This is a genomic window from Streptomyces durocortorensis, from assembly GCF_016901035.1.
Lineage (GTDB): Bacteria > Actinomycetota > Actinomycetes > Streptomycetales > Streptomycetaceae > Streptomyces > Streptomyces durocortorensis.
This window is the reverse complement of the sequence record NZ_JAFEUF010000037.1, coordinates 25,799-42,826: the sequence shown is the minus strand read 5'-3', so window position 1 is coordinate 42,826 and position 17,028 is coordinate 25,799. Positions and strand designations below refer to the sequence as shown.

The following is a 17,028-nucleotide window of genomic DNA, read 5'->3' as shown; positions in this document are numbered from 1 at the left end:
CGGCTGATGCAAGAGGGTGGCGCGCGCCGGCGTCTTCGTCGACGGCCGACAGCCTTCACGCCACGCGCCGGGCGGCCCGGGGGCGGGGGGGGGCCCCCCCCCGCCCGCCCCCCCCCCCCCCCCCCCCCCCCCCCCCCCCGGGGGGGGCCCCCCCCCCCGGGGCGCCCCCCGGGGGGGGGCGAAGCCCCAGCCGGGTTCCGGCTTCTGACGGTGTGCGGGGAACGCTGCCGGTGTTCTGGGCCGGAGCGCATGCCCGGCGAACTACCGCGAACAGCCCCGGACAGAGCCAGCATCGAAGCCTGACTACTGGCCATCCCTTAGAAATGCAGAGGCTTTGGACGTCGCCGAAGCATTTTCTTCATTCGCCGCGTTCAGTGCTGGAAGTTGCTTTTTGATTTCCGCTTGCTGGATCTTCGCTTCAGTTTCGAACCAGGTTTGGGTAACCTTGTGCTGGTTGCGGCACTTAAGGTCTGTCTGGGCTGTAGAGATTTCCAGATCTGTGACCTGCTTAGCGTCTCCGAATCGGGAGTCGCTCAGTGCATCTAGCGGGGTCTTGTAGTTGAAGCCCGACTTCTTCATGCAGTCAGACCACTGGCCGAACACCTTGATGACCGCAGTATCCTTCATTGATGCAATGAAGGACCGGTTGTCGATTTCTTGAGCGACGGCACTGGCCTCGAGATCGGGCACAGTACCGTCGGCCTTCTCTACGCAAGTCCGCAGAGCCGCCGGGTCTGACCCCGACATATCGACGGCGCCGATTCTCATCGCTTCATCGTAGGCATTCTGTAGTGCCAGATCCGGATGATACCCACGCTTGCGGGTCAATTCCTCGTCGTGAATTCCATATCGGCGATCTGTGAATGAAGTTCCGTCGATGCTCGGAAGGTCAGGAGCTGGTTGCCAAGCCTCGAATCCTTCTTGAGCCATGCATTCGTCGATCATCGTATCCCGGGCGTTGCTTACCTGCAGAGAGTTTGCCTTTCCCGGAAGGAAAAACTCAATCGGAAGCTTCCACGTTTCGGGGTCGCCTTCGCTCCTCATCTGGGCCGCTGGGACTTTACTGGATGGCGCTTCAGCTCTCTGCGTCCCGCTCGTAGCACTTGCTCCCCCCGTCTCATCGCTTATCGAAACTCCGGCAAGAGCGATACCCCCTACCGCGAAAGCCGCAACAGCAGGGATAGCCACGCCAGGCTTAATCTTCACTGATACTCCTAAGTTTCGTCTCCAGAATACTACTAGGCCCAAGAGAATGAGGCGTTCTCGTTGTACACGTACCTGAAACGCGCAATGGTCTGCCCTGGGTTCATCACGTCTTTGGGTCCGGTGTATCCGCTGTAAAAATGGACTCTCGCCTTGTACTTGTAGTGGTCGTTCTCTGCAGAGGCGGCGTTGTTCTTTATTTTCTGTCCGGCTCCCGGTGTACCACTGGCTCCTATAATGCAGAATCTGAGGGGGTAGGCGCCCGGGTCCGATCCCCCCGGCTTCAGCCGGTCAAAGTCGTAAACCGAGTACCCGATATTCCTATAGGATCCATCCATTCCCGAGTTGAAGTAGATGTGAAACTTGAACTTCGAGGGAGTCGGCTCTTTGCACCCCTCGGAACTGTAGAGGTTTTCGTAATCGATAACGTCGGCGCTCGCTGTCGGGGCGGCAACCATTACACCGAAAACGGCGGTGAAGGAGATTATGGAGGTCGCGAGAATTCGCTTCATCTTGTTCACTCTTTCGCGAATGTCTTGATCCAATAGAAGTGACGTTCGAGAGTAGCGGATTACCCTGTTCCGCTATATTGCACCCTGCCTCTCTGTGGTGGCGTGTCCAAACTATACGAAAACCAGCCCCCTAGAGGGCTCCGTAATGAGTGTGGCTGGATCTCGCCAGGATTCGTCTGGCGGCCACTGACGTCCGGGCCGCTTGTTCTCGGACAGGGCACCAAGATATTCCTCTGTGACAATGCGTAATTAAAGTGGAGCGTGACGCTTCGTTTCATCATCGAATCAGGGGCTCTTAGGTGCTTGGCTTGTCAGTTACCTACGGGAGTGGGGCGCTTGCAGGACATCTTGATGGACTCTTTCCGGCCAAGCATTCCGGTCCGGTAACAACCCCCTTATCGCCGGCCGCCACCGCTTAGGGTTCCTGACGGTTGCCCCTTGAACATGTTCAGGGGGCTCGCCTGGGGAGGGGGACTGCGAGATGCGCAGTGGAGCGAAGGTCGCCGTGATCGGTGGAGCGTTCGTCCTGGTGGCCGGTGGGATCGGTTACGGGGCGTACAGCATGCTCGGGGACACCGGCGGCGGGGGCGGCGGCACGCAGAGCCAGTCCCAGTCGTCGGAGGTCAAGACGGGGCCGCCGAGCGCGGAGGAGATCGCGGAGACGTCGAAGGGCTTCTTCGAGGCGTGGGCGGCCGGGGACGCGTCGGCGGCGGCGCTCCTGACCAACAACGAGTCGGGCGCGGAGCCGGTGCTCGCCTCGTACGGCGAGGACGCCCACATCGGCAAGGTGAAGATCACCCCGGGCCCGGCCGTCGGCACGAAGGTGCCGTACACGGTCAAGGCCACCGTTGCGTACGAGGGGAAGTCGAAGCCCATCTCCTACGCCTCGGAGCTGACGGTGGTCCGCGGCCTGACGACGGGCAAGGCCCTCGTCGACTGGGAGCCGACCGTGGTGCACCCGCAGTTGACGGAGGGCGCGACGCTGAAGACGGGTGAGTCCTCGGCGCCGGCGATCGAGGCCGTCGACCGCAACGGCACGGTGCTGACGAAGGAGAAGTACCCCTCGCTCGGCACGATCCTGGACACCCTGCGCCAGAAGTACGGGGAGACCTCGGGCGGTTCGGCCGGCATCGAGACCTGGATCGAGCCCGCCGACGAGTCCCAGCCGGACGTCAACCTGCTGACCCTGGCCAAGGGCAAGCCGGGCAAGGTCCAGACGACGCTGGACGCGGGCACTCAGGCGGCGGCCGAGCGGGCGGTGAAGAAGTTTGATGAGTCCTCGGTGGCGGCGGTCCAGCCGTCCACGGGTGCGATCCGGGCCATCGCCAACAACCGATCCGACGGCTACAACGCAGCTATGACCGGCCAGTTGGCCCCCGGGTCCACGATGAAAGTCGTGACAGCTGCGATGATCATCCAGAATGGCCTCGGAAGTATGGACGCGAAGGTGGAGTGCCCCTCCACGGTGTCGTGGGAAGGGGTGACCTTCCACAACCTTGAAGACTTCTCCATTGCCAATGGCACGCTGCGAGACGCCTTCGCCCGGTCCTGCAACAGCACCTTCATCAAGCCGATCAAACCGCTCGGCGACCGGGCTGGGTCCGCTCTGGGCCAGGAGTCGCGAGACTACTTCGGCCTCGGTCGGGACAACTGGCAAACCGGCGTGCCCACCTTCGACGGCAGCATCCCGGAATCCTCGGGGGCCGAGACCGCGGCCTCGTACATCGGGCAGGGCAAAGTGCTGATGAGCCCCTTGAACATGGCGTCGGTATCCGCCACCGCGAAGAACGGCGTCTTCAAGCAGCCTTACCTGGTCTCCCGCGAGCTGGACAACCGACCGTTCGCTACGGCCCGCCCTCTACCGGCAGGTGTGGCGGAACAGTTGCGCGAGATGATGCGGTACACCGCGACCGGCCCCAACGGTACCGGCACCAAGGCCATGGCAGGCGTCGGTGGCGACAAGGGCGCCAAGACCGGTTCGGCGGAGGTGGACGGGCAGACATCGAACAGCTGGTTCACCGGCTTCAGCAACGACCTCGCCGCGGCGGCGGTCGTCCAGTCTGGCGGCCACGGCGGCGACGCGGCGGGCCCGGTCGTAGCGGAGGTGCTGCGCGCGGGCCAGTGAGGGCTCGCATGGCGACCACTCGGGAAATTCGGCCCAACATAACCGTCTTTGTTCTCGACGGGTGCGCAATGCACGAGGCTCCCGCGCTCTGAGGGAGGTGCCGAAATTTCTTCCCCCATACACGGGAGCCTCGTAGATCCCACTCCTGCCACACCTGACCTGGCGCACGATTGAGTGGAGTGGGCCACCACGTTCAGCCCCACTCGCGAAGGTGAACGCTGATGCGCAGCATCAACTGCAGTGGATGTCTGACCACTTGTCAAGGGTGACGGACGACCCCGAGGGATTGCTCACTTCCCCCGAAACAGTGATGCATCTTCCGTTAGTCCCCGTCAGGGAAACAGGGCCGGCGTACTGCGAGTACTTACCCCGGTCATCCGCCCGTCGGCTCCCCTGGAAAAGATGAACCTCCATGCCATGCGGCGTCCCCGCATACTTCTTGGCCACATTGACGGCGCAGTTGGTACCACCGTTTGAACTGGAGTAGTAAACGTTGATGGTTCCCCAAGTGCTGTTGTCCGCACCCTTGATATTGTACTGACCAACGAGAGATCCGCCACATCCGTAGCCAGCTGCACTTGCCGTGGGAGCCGAAACCAGGCCCATCCCCGCAATCCCCAGAAGGAGGGAGAAGAGGGTGACAAAAATTCGACGCACGAAGATTCCATTCTCGATCGAGCAAACTATCCGACGTTTTGACCTAAATTAAACCCAGCCTTACCCCAGCCCAATACTTCCTTCCCTCACCTTCCACCCAATCGGACGATTCGGGCAGATTTGACTCAACCGGAGGATCATGTTCTGGTTTCATTTCCATTTTGCTGCGCCTGACAGGCGCCTCCGGGCGGGAACCTTCACGCGCTAGAACCTAACTCATTCTTGAAGTGAAAAGAGTCCACTGAGGGCGAGACGGCGTGATCTCGACGTCCCCACCTGCAGTTAGCGGCGGAAGTGTCTAAAATTAGACAGCTCGACAATTCACCTGCGCCCGACATTCCCCCGATACGGTTGCACGGAAGGGTTGCTCGTGGGTGAGTAACATCGGAGGGTGCGGCCCAAGGATCGGGAAAAGCCTCCCAGGCGACGCGCAATCGACGTCTATCTCGGCCTGGACGTCGGCAAGGGCGAACACCACACCACCGCCGTCACCCCGGCCGGGAAGAAGGCGTTCGACAAGCGCCTGCCCAACACCGAACCCAAGCTCCGCGAGCTGTTCGCGAAACTCCAGACCAAGCACGGATCGGTGCTGGTCGTGGTCGACCAGCCGGCATCGCCCGGAGAGCCCTGCCGCTGGCGGTCGCCCGGGATCTGGGCGGCACCGCCTACCTGCCCGGCCTGACGATGCGGCGGATCGCTGACCTCCACTCCGGCGGGGCCAAGACAGACGCGAGGGACGCGTTCATCATCGCCGACGCCGCCCGCGCGTGGTGGTTCCCGGCACCGGAGCGACTCTCGGGACGAATCGCTCACCGACCACCTTTCGGGACGGCAGGACTGCTGCTCTCTGCGGTGAAATCCAAAGGAACGGCAGCGAGCCTACGCCGTGTGATCTTTTCGGTGCCGGAGAGGACCCGCCCAGGCCATCGACACCTACATCAGCGAACTCACTCGGTCCAACACTGCGGCCGGACGCAGACCTGGCCTCCTGGTGCCGCTCATGCCACAACGTCCCCTTTCGAGGACGGTCTCAGCGCTCACAGTTGTCGATAGATCCGTGATGATGCTGCGGCCGCTGCTGATCGCCGTGTGCGTTACGTTCCCGCTGAATTGGCGCGGCAGCCGTGAGCTCGTGTCACCGTGGCACGTGGAAGTAGGAGGCTGGCGGCAAGGCCAGCGAGTAGACGGTGCCGTACGTGGCTCGAATGCTATCCAAGCCGCCCGAAGAGGAGGGCTCGTAAAAGCATCGAAGAACGTTCATGGGCTGGATGGAGTCCGCAACCAGGACCGTCGGAAGGTCCCAGGTGAGGGTGTGCCCGGCATGAGTTAGTTCGCCGGGTCGGTCTTGGCAGGCAGTCTCCGGGGTTAGCGGGATGCCCGACAAGCCGGCACCCCCCGCGCCCAGTATCCGGGTGATCGTGTCTGCTGGCGTCAGTGGTGAACTGAAGTAGCCAGTGACATGCATTTCACAGGTCACGCGGTATGCGGCCCTCACTGGGCGAAAGAGATCCCAGCCTGCCCTTCCAGGTGTGTAGTGGTCTCTAATCACCAGTAGGCGTAGCACCAGAGGTGTGCTCGCCGCGTAGGCCTCCACGATGCCACGCAGCCGACTTTCAGCATCCTGCGCTGCCTCTCGAGCGGTGTCGCTGCTCGCTAAACGCCGTGCTTGACGGTGGCTGGTCGATCCCAGGAAGGTCCAGAAGCCGGCCACCACGTTGAAGCCGGCAAGGAACGGCCGCCACGCAGCGCGCAGTATGAGGGGCTTCACCTGGCGTCATGTTTCGAGATGCGGGTTTTGGGCTGTGTGCTCTCTGGCATGAGCTGGAGCTGCAGGAGCGAGGGAAGAGTCGCGGCAGCGCACTGCACAGAGAACCACCAGAATGCTTCCGCTGGGCTGAGGACCGAGTTCAGAAGGTGCCCTGAGGTCGTCGTCCACCACACGAGGGCACTGATGATGACAGCCAGATGGTTCCCACGAACACCGACAAGACGGAGTCCCACCCACGTGACGAGAGGCTGGAGAGCTAGGGCCGCAGAGTTGGCGGCGAAGTATTGCAGCACACCTGCGAGTGGGCCGCGTGCTCCGTCGGCCTCCGTGGCCTCGTCGATCAGAGAGTTCAAGGTATGTAACAGCCACCACGCAGCAAGAGTGGCCACCACAGCCACGGCCGCTGTCTTCAAGGCTCTCACCGAGTAGTCCATGTGCACCATTATCTCGGTGGATCGGTCATTTTCCATAAGTACAGCTACTCACTTTGAAGGGGCTTTGGGGCGCCGCGAGATACGACGCCCCAAAGCACCATGTACGAGTGCTACTTGCCCAAGGCTTCCTCGAATGCCTTGGCGTAGTGAGATGTCCCCGATACCTTCGGGTGGAAGGACTTCATCGAAGTCACCGGATCATCGGCCTGCGAGTGTCCTGTCACTACGATCCCATGGATCGTCTCCGGGGAGCCGCAGACTGCCTGTCCGGCGAACGCTGCACGGGGGTCGGCGAAGGTCGCGTAGGACCCGGTGTCGGCAACGGCCCCCTTCATCTCGGAAGCGACGAGGTCGCTCATATCGTTCAGCCAGGGAGCTTCCGCCGTACCGATGCCGAGCACGCACGAACCGCTCTTCTCGAGGAGCCTTGGATAGCCCATGAGGACAACCTTGGCGTTGGGTGCCTTTTCGTGAATTGCCTTGAGCGTTTTCACCAAGCGGGGTCGGACCACGTTGTGTGCCCACGCCGGAAGCCAGTCTTTCAGCGGCGGAGTTTCTGTTTCGTATTCCGCGCCTGTGTCAGGATTACGGGCTTTGATCGAACCGTTCTGGCATACGTCGGTGGGGGACGTTATACATTTTTTGATGACGTCCCCGAACCCCATGTCGTTGCCGCCGATTGACAGCGCAACCAACGTGGTGTGCTGATCCAGGTACCCCTGCTGGATCTGTGGTAGCTCTCCTGCGTCGGGCACTTTATTGAGGATGTTGTAGTGGCGAGCTCCGGAGCAGGCGACGAACTGAAAGTCCATCCTCGCACTCCACGAGTCCTCAAGTGAACCCACGGAGCTTTGCTCACCGGGCAGGACCGCGCGGCGTGGCCAGGCATGTTTGGAGCGGTGACATGTGTTTTTCCATTTGTCACCCCAAACCTTGTTGTAATAGTCCGATTCCGGGTAGTAGTCGTCTCCCTTGGGTTCGGAGGCTCCTTCGCCGGAGGTGTAGGAGTCGCCCATGGCGACCACGCTCTGATCTGGTTTGCCGGGAAGCGGCTGGAAGGCAATAGAATCCCAGGCGACGTCCTCGTCAGCGGTGCCGTCGGCGGTGGCGTTGGTGAGGGTGACCGTGGGTGTTCCGGTGAAGCGGAACACCCCGAGGCTTACCCATCGATTGGCGCGTTGCTCGACAATCCTGGTCTTGTTCGTGGTATCCGCGCCGCCGATCACATACGCCGCCTGGCGGGTATGGGCCCCAGTGTCCGGGAGATACACCATGACACGGGCCCAGGAGATGGCGCTGTTCAGAGTCCAGGTTCCCTTGATGGTCATCAGGCCGGAGTCGCCACCGAGGTGGTCTGCGTTGCGGGTGTGCGCGTACCAGAAGTGCCCGCCCTGACCGCCACCGATTTGGTGGAGGTCGCCCTTGCCCTGGTAGGGGCCGAGACCGGGTCCGGATGCTGCCGGATTAGGGCGGAAGGTGAATTGGAAGTCACCTTTGTCGGTCGAGCCAGCGCCGCAGCCGCCGTAGGTGTTGGTGTTGTCGGGTACTGATTCCACAATGTACGCGCCCGTGGGAGCGGGGTCGCACTTCGGGGTGCCGTACTTCAGGCGGGTTCCGCGGCCGGGTTCCGCGCGCGGCGTGACGTACTTGATGCTCTCGTGGCCGCAGTCTCTGTCGCAGTTCTCCTTCCACGTCACGTTCGCCCCGCGCCACCAGTACTTCTCGTAGCATTCCGCGTCGGGGCAGTCCGGCGGGTTGGTGGCGCTGCAGTTGTTGGTGGCGTTGCAGAACGAGCTTAGAGGTGGCTTCACGCGGTCGCGCTGCAGTCTGTCGACCCACCAGGAGGGGCGGAATCCGACGCTGTCGAATCCTGTTTCACCGGGCCAGTCCTGGCGTCCGTCGCTGGAGTAGGAGTAGCCGGTGTCCATGGACCAGGCGGCCCAGCCCAGGACCTTTTCCTCGTAGGGCCAGTTCTGGGGCTTTGCAGCGTCGCGGGGGTCGGTCATGAACGGGTTTCGCGTCGGTGGGTAGAACGGGTTGGCGGGGTTGTTGTACCAGCCCAGTCCCCAGGGCTTGCCGTCGCCGTTGTTCGGGTTGAAGCCGAGGTTGTAGTTCCACAGGGCGGCGAACCAGTTCTCGGGCTTCGAGGGGTCGTCGTTGTTGACCGTGATGGTCTGCCCGGTGGTGTGTACCTGGTTCCACTTGTCGGCGAGAATGTACATGGAGGCAGCGATGTTGACCGCGTAGTCCAGGGCCACCGCTTTTTGCTTCGTCGGGGAGAGGGACACTTCTCCGGGCTTCTCGCGGCCGGCGAGGCGCATGCCGTCGGTGACCTGGCCCACGCCGTAGCCGCAGTCGGAGTTGGCCCAGCGGATCTTCCAGTATTCCTCGGAGGTCTCGCCCTTGTGCCCGTAGAAGCCGGCGACCGCCGCGAGCGGGCTGCTCATCTGGCCGGGAACAGCTCCAGATTCGGCCTGCCAGAAGTTCGACTCCTGCGCGAGCACACCAAGAAGCACCTGGGCCGGGATCCGTCCGCCACCCTTCAACGTGGGAGGCGGGAACAGTCCCTGCGGGTCGACGCTGCCAAGGCCCGTCTGCGAGCGCCAGCCTCCCTGCGTGATCCACTTGGCCCGTAGTTCTCCACGAATGGCCATGTTGACGGCCCACTCGACCTGGTTGGAGGTCGGCTGCAGAGCGAGTGCCTTGACGTCGTTACGGGGTATCGAGCACCAGCGGTCAGTGTCGACCGGGTCGTTCCCAATGGCGGCTGCCGCCACGCCTCGATTGTTGTCTAGTGACTTCTGCTTCCCGGAGGTCTGGAGAGCGGGAGAGAAGGAGTCCTTCCCCTTGGCGCTGGTTGTGTCCGCCACCGATTGGGTTAAGGGCTTGCCTGTGGTGGTGGCTGTGCTCGTGATCGTCAGGGGTACGGTGCTGGCACCCTCGTCTGTGGCTTCTTGAGCGTTCGGAGTCGGCTCCGAACCGGTGAAGCCTTTCCCCGCGTTGTCGATGTGGTCCAGGCCGGCCCGTACACCGGGTGCCAGAACGGGATCCACCGCCAGCCGGCCGTGGCTGGAAACGTCGGCGTCCGCCGAGACGTCCAGCTGGGTCACACCAGTGTCCGACAGCCGCAGTTTTTTGGGTTGTCCAGTGAGGAACACACGGTGGCCAGTGCCGCGCTTGAGGGAAATTTCTCCGAGATTGCCGGACGCCAGTGCCGTCAGCTTTCCGTTCTGCGCGCGTATTTTCGCGTGTGCGGTGTCGCCCTTGCGGTCCAGGAACGCCACCCCGCCGTGCGTGGGGCTGATCTGGAACGGAGCGCCGTCTGTCCTGGCCAGAGTCTTGGTCTTGCCGGACGGAGCTACATGTACGAGGCGTGCTCCCTTGGCAGCGACGAGACCGTCTTCTACGGGCACGGCTGACGTTACTTGACCTGCCATAGAGAGCTCGGAGGCGGTCTTGCCCTGTGTGTCCACGGTCACGAGGCGGGTGTTGTTGTCGCGGAACGCAGTGAACGTGGCGGTGCGGGTCTGGGAGTTGCAGGAAGGAGTGAAGTAGGCGAGCGACGCCGTGAACGGCAGTTTCGTGACCTCTCCCGTCCCCACGTTCACGACAGCGGTGAACGCGCCTCCCTGCATGAGATCGGGCTTGTTGGTGAACGTGCGCGGCGCGTACACGGCAGCGACATGGTCACTGTCCATGGCGCACGCGTTGCCGATCCAAGTGTCCGCCGGCATACCCGGCTCGGCCAGGGCGGCGACCGTCCGCCACACGTAGGCCTTGCTGCTCTCTGCCGCAAGGATCTTCAGACCCCGGGAGTCCGCTGCCGTGGTCACGGCTTGGTCGGGAGATGCCTTCCAATCCTCGCCGAGTACCTGTTGCCTCTGATCGGCAGGGACAGTCGGTAGCGGGACCGCAGTCGATTCCGCAGAGGTCGACGCGGTGGCAGCGCCAGGAGTTTCGGCGGCGGCGGTTCCTTGGAGGAGACCGGCGAGAATCGCTGTGGCCGCGATTGCCGAGGTGCCGATGCGTAAGAATCTTCGATTGCGCAACTAGCTTTCCTTCTCATAGGTCTTGTCGAGCAGGCAGAATTGAGTGCGGACAGGACTAGCGGCAGTGAGTCGGCGCATATCTTTGAGGCAGTTGAAAAGAAGCTCAGTGCCCGTAGAACGTGCCTTCTTGGGCGTAGAATCTCAGGCGGCCCACGAGCTGCGAAGAAAGGGGCGTGGTGACCTTTCGTCCTATGTGGTAGGAGTCGCTTCTTCCCAACGAGGCGCCACAGACATCCCAATTCAGTGCCCGGCCCGGCTAGCTCACGGGAGCAGTCGCGGAGGGATTAGGTGCCGCCGTGTGCGGGTGAGGGCGGGCTGACGGATAATTCCTTAACGCGCAGCTTCGAGTATTGCATCTACCGGTTTTTTGCTTGCGTAAACCTAACTCGATGGAGGCGATACTTTCACTGATCAACATGATGAGGCCTGTTTTCGATGCACCCACCTGGACTTTGATGGTGAAGGTGTCTGGAATCGGCCGCCGCGACATCAATCAACTAGGCACGCAAGGATGAGTTCGGGCACGAGATTCCGTTTGTGCGGAAGGTGCGAAACGAACCAAAGTGCATTTCTCTCGAACGCCTCCGCTGAAGATCCGAAGACGAATATGCTCCCTCGTAGACCGCACCGACATGGAGTGTGTGGGACAGGCCCGGTGCCTTACAGGCTTGGTCCTGGGATGGAGTACGACCGGGTTCGCAGCAGCCCCGGCAGCCCGCGCGGCCGTCGGGGCTGCCCCTGTACGTGCAGGATGCCGGTGCCCCCTAGCTTGTCCCTTTTCCAGGGGGGAACCATGGAGTACAGCGAGCGCCAGGAGCAGTCCGAGCCCGAGCGCCGGGGGCAGGGCGACGTGCTCAAGCAGAGGATCGAGGCCGCCTATCAGGGCAGCAGCACCCCCACGGCCCCCGCCGCTTCACCGTCGGTCTCCCGCCAGTAGGAGGATCCGCGGGTCACCCACGGGGTGCTGCTGCTCAAGGCGGCCGGGGTGGCCTCCGTGGACCTCATCGCGCACCGCGACACCTGGGAGTGGCTCACCGCCCTGGCCGTCGACCACGACCACTTCCGCACCCCGCCCTCGGTCAAGGACGTCAAGGAAGGACGCGTCCAGACCGTCCTGTCCGGCCGCTCCCTCATCGGCCTGCTCATCAAGCTGTGGGACACCCGCCACACCACCACCCCGCTGGAAGCGGACTGGGCCCTGGCCACGACCACCTACAACCGGATCGCCGCCGAACTCACCGGCGTCGACGGCGAGGGCCAGACGATCCGCATCGTCCTGGACGACGGACTTCCTCCCGAGAGCGGCGACTGACACCGGCTCGCGCCACGGCCGGCCGCCGTCCGTACCGGCCGGGACGGCCTTGGATGCGCCGTGGCACAGCGGGAGGCCCTCACCGTGATCGGTGAGGGCCTCCCGGCATTCAGAGCGCGGAGGTGAAACCCCAGCCGGGGTCCGGCTCCTGGCGATGTGCGGGAAACGCTGCGGAAGGTGTCATGGACGGGAGCGTACGCCCGGCGGACCACCCGGGAACAGAGCCGGTCTCCGGGCCGGTGAAGCCCGGCAGGTGCCACCCATCCCAGCGAGGAGTTCCACTAGCCAGCCGTACGGACAGCTGAGAACAGCTTTCGCAAATACGTTTTCGGCTGGTAATTCACCGCCGAAATCTTTGATCTAAGGGGGAAATCGCAATACTGAGAATATGTCACCCGGCCCCCCTGACCTGCGGCGATGAGGAAAAGCTTCGCCGGGGCGAGAAAAAGCTTCGCCCGGGTGAGGAAAAGCTTCGATGGGGTCGACTGGTGCGCGGCGGTCGTCATTACAACTGATCACGCGGTCTGACGTAGGCTCACTCTCGTTCACGCCCTGCGTCGGGAAACCACGTAGGGAGACCTCTGCGCGGCCGATGCTTGCAGGCCTGGCCGCGCGCCGTGAGATCTCCCTACGCCTGTCGTCGGGCAACCGTCCACTGCGAGGAGAACGAACCGATGACACCTACCGACCGTACCCGAGAGCGCCGGGTGCGGATGCTCCTGGCCTGGACAGTCGTCCTGACCGCAGCCGCATCCATCTGAGCGACGGCCTACCTGGCCTGGCAGGAACTGGACCAGGCCGCCACCGCCGTGGCCGCCACCGGAGCTGCAGCCGTCACCATCGGCACGGCCTGGGCGTACGCCCGCCCCCGCGAAGCGGCGGCCGCCGCCCAGTCGGACGCCCCGGTGGGGACCAACGGGGACAGCACTGCCTGACCGGCCACGCGATGCCCCCGGACGACCGCAGGAGCGGTGGCCCGGGGGCATCGCCGTTCCCGGGGGAGACGGGCGAATCACCAGGGGTGAATGCCGCCACGAAGCAACGCTGCCAGCCTCCCCCTGTCACCTCAGTCCCAGCCCCGTCGTTGAACCAGAACAGACCGGCAACGGGAGGGTGACTGCCACGCCCTGGGCCGCGCGTGCCGCCCTGAGCAGTGCCGGCAGTCCCCTTCTGCCCCATGTAGCGATCGGAGATCCGTCGTGTCTGTCCCGTTCCGTATCCGGTGCTGCCGGTGCGGCAAGAACATCCCGCTCGCCCAGGACATCCACGAGCTGGACGCGGAGTGGCAGCGCCGCTTCCCCGACATGGTGGGGACCCTCGCCTGCCACGACTGCGCGCTGCGCACGTACTGGATCTGCACCGGCCCCGACGGGGCGTACGTCGACGGCCATATCCCGCCCCCGCGCCACTACAGCGCCCCCGACTGCTTCGACGCCTTCAGCCACGTGTCCGCACCGGGCACCCACCGGGCCAGGGTCGTCATGTCACCGCGCTCCGGACTCCTCCAGGGAGCCGAAGCGTACCTGCGCAGCCTCGCCACCCGCAGAGGCGTCAACCCGGAAACGGCAGCCGAAGTGCGCGCGGCGCTCCAGGAGTGGGACGACCAGCGCAGCGAGGCAGGTGCGCCCGCCGGTCTCCTCCGGGCTTGAGAGGCAGCAGACATGGAGGAGGCCGGTTCGCTCAGGCCGAGCCCGACCGGAAGGCCGGCCTGGCACCTAACTGCTCCTGGTCCCCCGTCACGGGCAACTTCCCCTGAACTCGCTGCCGGGTGCACGGGCGGCGGACCAGACTGGGCTCCATGACGCAGGCACCCCGCGTGTACGGCACCGAGCACGACCTTCCCGCGGCTGGACCGCAACCCGGCCGCACCTACCGGGAGCTGACCGGCGGACCGCTGGACGGGCAGCTGATCGACGTCACCGGCTGGACGGACGAAGAGATCACCACCGGCGCGTACCTGATCACCCTGCACAGTGCGTACGGGCCGGGCGGGCGCGCCTCGTACGCGCCGACCATCAGCCAGCCCGACGGCCCCTGGGTCTGGGAAGGCGACGTCCCCTGAACCCCCGTTCGGCGACGTCTACGTTCCCCTGCCCGGGCCCGGGAGGTCTCGTCACCTGCCGCGGTCCTTGGCTCGGTCGACCTGCCGCAGCAGCAGGTCGGCGAACTGGATGATCTGGGCCGCCTCGATCGGGTCGTCGAAGTCGACGGTGCGGTGGCTGGAGGGGTTCTTGTAGCGGCCCATAGCTCCGGCGAACAGCGCGGACTCGGCATCCTGCTCGCCGCCCTCGGCCCCGGCGTCGGCCAGCGGCCCGCCGGGCTTGCCGTTCTGGTGGGGCTGAAACGCCCTGCGCATCAGCGGGACGCCGACGAGGGAGTTGTCGAGTCCGGAGGCGTCGCGGACGGCGACCTCGACGGCCTTCATGGCGGCGAAGCACGCGGTCTCGTAGTCCCCGAGGTCGAAGTTGGTCCGCACGGTCTTCTCCAGAGCCGGGTGGAGCGGGCCGGCGAGCCGTGTACGGGCCTCGAACCGTGCCAGGCCCTTCGGGTCCGCCGCCAGTTCCCTGCCGTCTCGGGAGAGCTGTCGGAAGTTCGCGGACTGGCGGGGTACGCGGGACAGCAGCGCGTGGGCCTCCAGCCAGCACCAGGCGTCGGACAGGCGGTTCGTCAGCAGCTCGAGATCCCGCTCCGACTGGAACGCCATGCGGGCACCGCCTATCAGCCCGTCGTACTGGTGGTCGCCGCTTCCCTGGGCAAGGTTCTGCAGCAGGAGGAGCGCGGCATCCCGAGTGGGCAGATTCCGGAGCTGGTCCGCCGGGACCGGCGGCTCGTACGTGTACATGGGTGCACGCTACGCGTCGGCTTGGACACGCGATGGATATATTTCGGCTCCGTCCCGTCGCCGCGAAAGGGGGGCTGCGGACACGTTGGACCGCGTGTCCGAGATGGCGGGATCGGCCCGGGAGGGCCGCCACGGGCCGGATCAGCGTGAACCGCTACCTGGCCGATCGCCGGGACCGCGCGGCGGACCGCTGTCGGGCTTCTCGCTGGTCCAGGATCGGCTGCAGGCGCTCGTCGTGCGGTACGTACCGCAGGCCACCGGTGCCGGTTCCGTCGGCGATCGTGCAGTCCTTGCCCGGAGCAGCCGTGCACCGCGGGCAGTGCCACTTGATCCAATACCGGCGGGCGACCTGTCGATGCAGCGGTCGTTTGTGCTTCATCTGTCTGGTGCCGTCGTCGTCCGGCGCCGTGCTGTCGGCGGGGGTAAGGCCGGCCTTCTGTTTCCACGCCTCGATCTGACGGGCCTGGCTTCTCGTCAAGCGCTTGCTGGCCGTCTCAGCGAACCGCACCAGCGTCTCCACCTGGGGCCGCAGAATTTTGTACTCGCCCCGCTGCAGGTTCCTGAGGATGTTACCGACGCGCGTGCTGGCGTCCGCAGCCGCTGACTCCGCAAGGAACCTCTCTTTGATCTCCTCCTGCATGGCACGCGACAGATCGGCGATGCAGTCCGCGGCCCTCTCTGCGATGGCGTCCTCTTCGACGGTGCGGTTGTGCGCGGCGGTTGCGTTGACACGGACCATGAGACTGCTGATCCGCCCGTGTTCCTGGTCGGTGACTGCCTGATCCAATTGGGCGAACAAGTTCCGGCGGACCTCGGCCTGCTCATCCAGCCAGGCGCGCGCCTCCCGCAGAGCAACGATCATGAGCTCCTGCGATTCCCTGTTGACCCCGCTCAGTCCTGCGAGCTCTCTGCCAAGCCTTTGCACCGCTACCGCAGCGCCGGCCCAACGCGCCTCCCCTAGACGCTTCAACAGGTCACGCGCACGGACGTTCACGTCCGGTTCCCGTTTGGTCCTGCCCGGTGACCAGCTCCGTGGACGTGTGGTGCGGGCCTGGACGATCCGCTCGACGGCAGGGGTGGTCAGTCCCCGATCGGTGATCTCGCAGTCATCCAGGACGAACCATTCGGTAGGCCGCGCGAACGCTTCAGTACCGATCCGAACGCGGCGGGCAGTGCCTTCGCTGTCCAGGCGGATGCGGTGCACGTACCAGCGGTCGATCAGCGTGTCCTGGCCCACCGGCACGGATACCCCGAGCACCGGCTCGTGGCCGGCGTCCCATTCCGGCGCCACCTCCTGGTCCAGGTGTACGCGCAGCGTCTTGTGCTCAAGCTGGATATCGACCACGGATCCGATCGGTGCCCCGCCCAGCTGGGTGAACTCGAAGTCGGCCCGCGCGCCGCGGTTACGCAGCCAGGCAGCAGCTTCGGACTTCACATAGAGGTGGTCGGCGCTGTTCACGCTGCGGGCCTGCCGGCCACAGATGTGGGGCTGGCCGTCAGGGCCGGGGTGGTGGGCGAAGTGGCACACCCGGTCGGTGTAGAGCTTCGTCGTCAGCTGGCCACCGCAACCTCCGAGGAGGAGCCCGCACCAGAAGGAGTCGTGTTCGTGGAAGCTGCGGAAGGCGTCCAGTTCGATGGCCTCCAGCGGCAGAACGAGTGGCTCCTCGGAATTCGCACTGCCGAGAACCGCTGTCTGAATCTGCCGTTTGTCACGCCGCACGTGCCCCTGCCTTTTCTCTCAACACAGCGTGACAGTCGCCCCCTTCGCTTCGCAGCCGATCACTCGGTTTACCTTCCTGCCGCCTACCTTGTGCTCACGCCGTACGGTCCAGCCGCTGGGGTGATGGTGGCCAGCCCGGCGCGTTCGGCGGCGAGGCGTTGCAGTGCCCGTGCCCAGGATGCGTCGCTGGGGCGTACCCGCTGGGCGGCCGCTTTGGTACGGAGCTCCTCGAGGGCCTGGCGGCCGTCGGCGAAGTTCTCAGCCAGCTCCCGAAGTCGTTCACGGAGCTGCCGTTCGGCGGCCGCCCGGACCTCCGGGTTGGTGTGCTGCCGGGTGGTGTTCCAGGTGGCGCGGTGGGCGGCGATGGCCTCGCGGTAGCCTTCCGGCACCTCTTGCCGTGCAGGCT

13 protein-coding genes and 1 pseudogene are annotated in these 17,028 nt (G+C 64.5%); 6 read left to right on the top strand and 8 right to left on the bottom strand.

All coding sequences use genetic code 11. The features are described 5' to 3' along the window. Positions 1-303: 303 nt before the first annotated feature. Positions 304-1,044 carry a hypothetical protein gene (locus JS521_RS10610; protein WP_205082468.1) on the bottom strand — a complete coding sequence of 247 codons (741 nt, stop codon included), beginning with the start codon at positions 1,042-1,044 and terminating at the stop codon, positions 304-306. A gap of 194 nt (positions 1,045-1,238) precedes the next feature. Then, the gene (locus tag JS521_RS10605) at positions 1,239-1,715 is read right to left on the bottom strand and encodes a hypothetical protein (RefSeq protein WP_157846394.1); all 477 of its coding nucleotides are present in this window, start codon (positions 1,713-1,715) and stop codon (positions 1,239-1,241) included. Between the two features lie 481 nt (positions 1,716-2,196). On the opposite strand from JS521_RS10605, the gene JS521_RS10600 reads away from it, so the two are divergent. Both JS521_RS10600 and JS521_RS10595 read left to right on the top strand, forming a co-directional pair. Then, positions 2,197-3,840 carry a penicillin-binding transpeptidase domain-containing protein gene (locus JS521_RS10600; protein WP_205082467.1) on the top strand — a complete coding sequence of 548 codons (1,644 nt, stop codon included), beginning with the start codon at positions 2,197-2,199 and terminating at the stop codon, positions 3,838-3,840. A gap of 1,090 nt (positions 3,841-4,930) precedes the next feature. Then, positions 4,931-5,262: pseudogene (locus tag JS521_RS10595) on the top strand (IS110 family transposase); the annotation flags it as partial. A 999-nt stretch (positions 5,263-6,261) separates the two neighbouring features. On the opposite strand, the gene JS521_RS10590 reads toward JS521_RS10595, so the two are convergent. Then, entirely contained in the window at positions 6,262-6,699 is a 438-nt protein-coding gene (locus JS521_RS10590) for a hypothetical protein (protein WP_205082466.1), read from the bottom strand. Between the two features lie 110 nt (positions 6,700-6,809). Further along, positions 6,810-10,532, bottom strand: coding sequence for a GDSL-type esterase/lipase family protein (locus JS521_RS10585; RefSeq protein ID WP_205082465.1), 3,723 nt, complete (start codon positions 10,530-10,532; stop codon positions 6,810-6,812). 1,009 nt (positions 10,533-11,541) lie between these two features. Between JS521_RS10585 and JS521_RS36570 the strand changes: the two genes are divergently transcribed. Both JS521_RS36570 and JS521_RS10580 read left to right on the top strand, forming a co-directional pair. Continuing rightward, a complete protein-coding gene (locus JS521_RS36570; protein ID WP_239487069.1) occupies positions 11,542-11,685 on the top strand; it encodes a hypothetical protein in 144 nt (47 codons plus the stop codon). A gap of 24 nt (positions 11,686-11,709) precedes the next feature. Further along, on the top strand, positions 11,710-12,060 hold the full coding sequence (locus tag JS521_RS10580; protein ID WP_239487068.1) for a hypothetical protein: 351 nt from the start codon (positions 11,710-11,712) through the stop codon (positions 12,058-12,060). A gap of 769 nt (positions 12,061-12,829) precedes the next feature. On the opposite strand, the gene JS521_RS10575 is transcribed toward JS521_RS10580, so the two are convergent. After that, on the bottom strand, positions 12,830-13,003 hold the full coding sequence (locus JS521_RS10575) for a hypothetical protein (RefSeq protein ID WP_205082464.1): 174 nt from the start codon (positions 13,001-13,003) through the stop codon (positions 12,830-12,832). A gap of 256 nt (positions 13,004-13,259) precedes the next feature. Here JS521_RS10575 and JS521_RS10570 point away from each other — a divergent pair, with 256 nt between their 5' ends. Continuing rightward, the gene (locus tag JS521_RS10570; RefSeq protein ID WP_205082463.1) at positions 13,260-13,709 is read left to right on the top strand and encodes a hypothetical protein; all 450 of its coding nucleotides are present in this window, start codon (positions 13,260-13,262) and stop codon (positions 13,707-13,709) included. Positions 13,710-13,858: 149 nt separating this feature from the next. After that, positions 13,859-14,122 (top strand): hypothetical protein, encoded by a 264-nt coding sequence (locus tag JS521_RS10565; RefSeq protein ID WP_205082462.1) that lies wholly within the window; start codon positions 13,859-13,861, stop codon positions 14,120-14,122. A gap of 51 nt (positions 14,123-14,173) precedes the next feature. Here the strand turns inward: JS521_RS10565 and JS521_RS10560 are convergent, their stop codons facing one another. The 3 genes from JS521_RS10560 to JS521_RS10550 all read right to left on the bottom strand — a co-directional run bounded on the left by JS521_RS10560 (position 14,174) and on the right by JS521_RS10550 (position 17,011). Next, entirely contained in the window at positions 14,174-14,902 is a 729-nt protein-coding gene (locus JS521_RS10560; RefSeq protein ID WP_205082461.1) for a TIGR02391 family protein, read from the bottom strand. 154 nt (positions 14,903-15,056) lie between these two features. Then, positions 15,057-16,622 carry a zinc finger domain-containing protein gene (locus tag JS521_RS10555; RefSeq protein ID WP_205082460.1) on the bottom strand — a complete coding sequence of 522 codons (1,566 nt, stop codon included), beginning with the start codon at positions 16,620-16,622 and terminating at the stop codon, positions 15,057-15,059. Between the two features lie 83 nt (positions 16,623-16,705). Then, positions 16,706-17,011, bottom strand: coding sequence for a hypothetical protein (locus JS521_RS10550; protein ID WP_205082459.1), 306 nt, complete (start codon positions 17,009-17,011; stop codon positions 16,706-16,708). Positions 17,012-17,028: the final 17 nt, after the last annotated feature.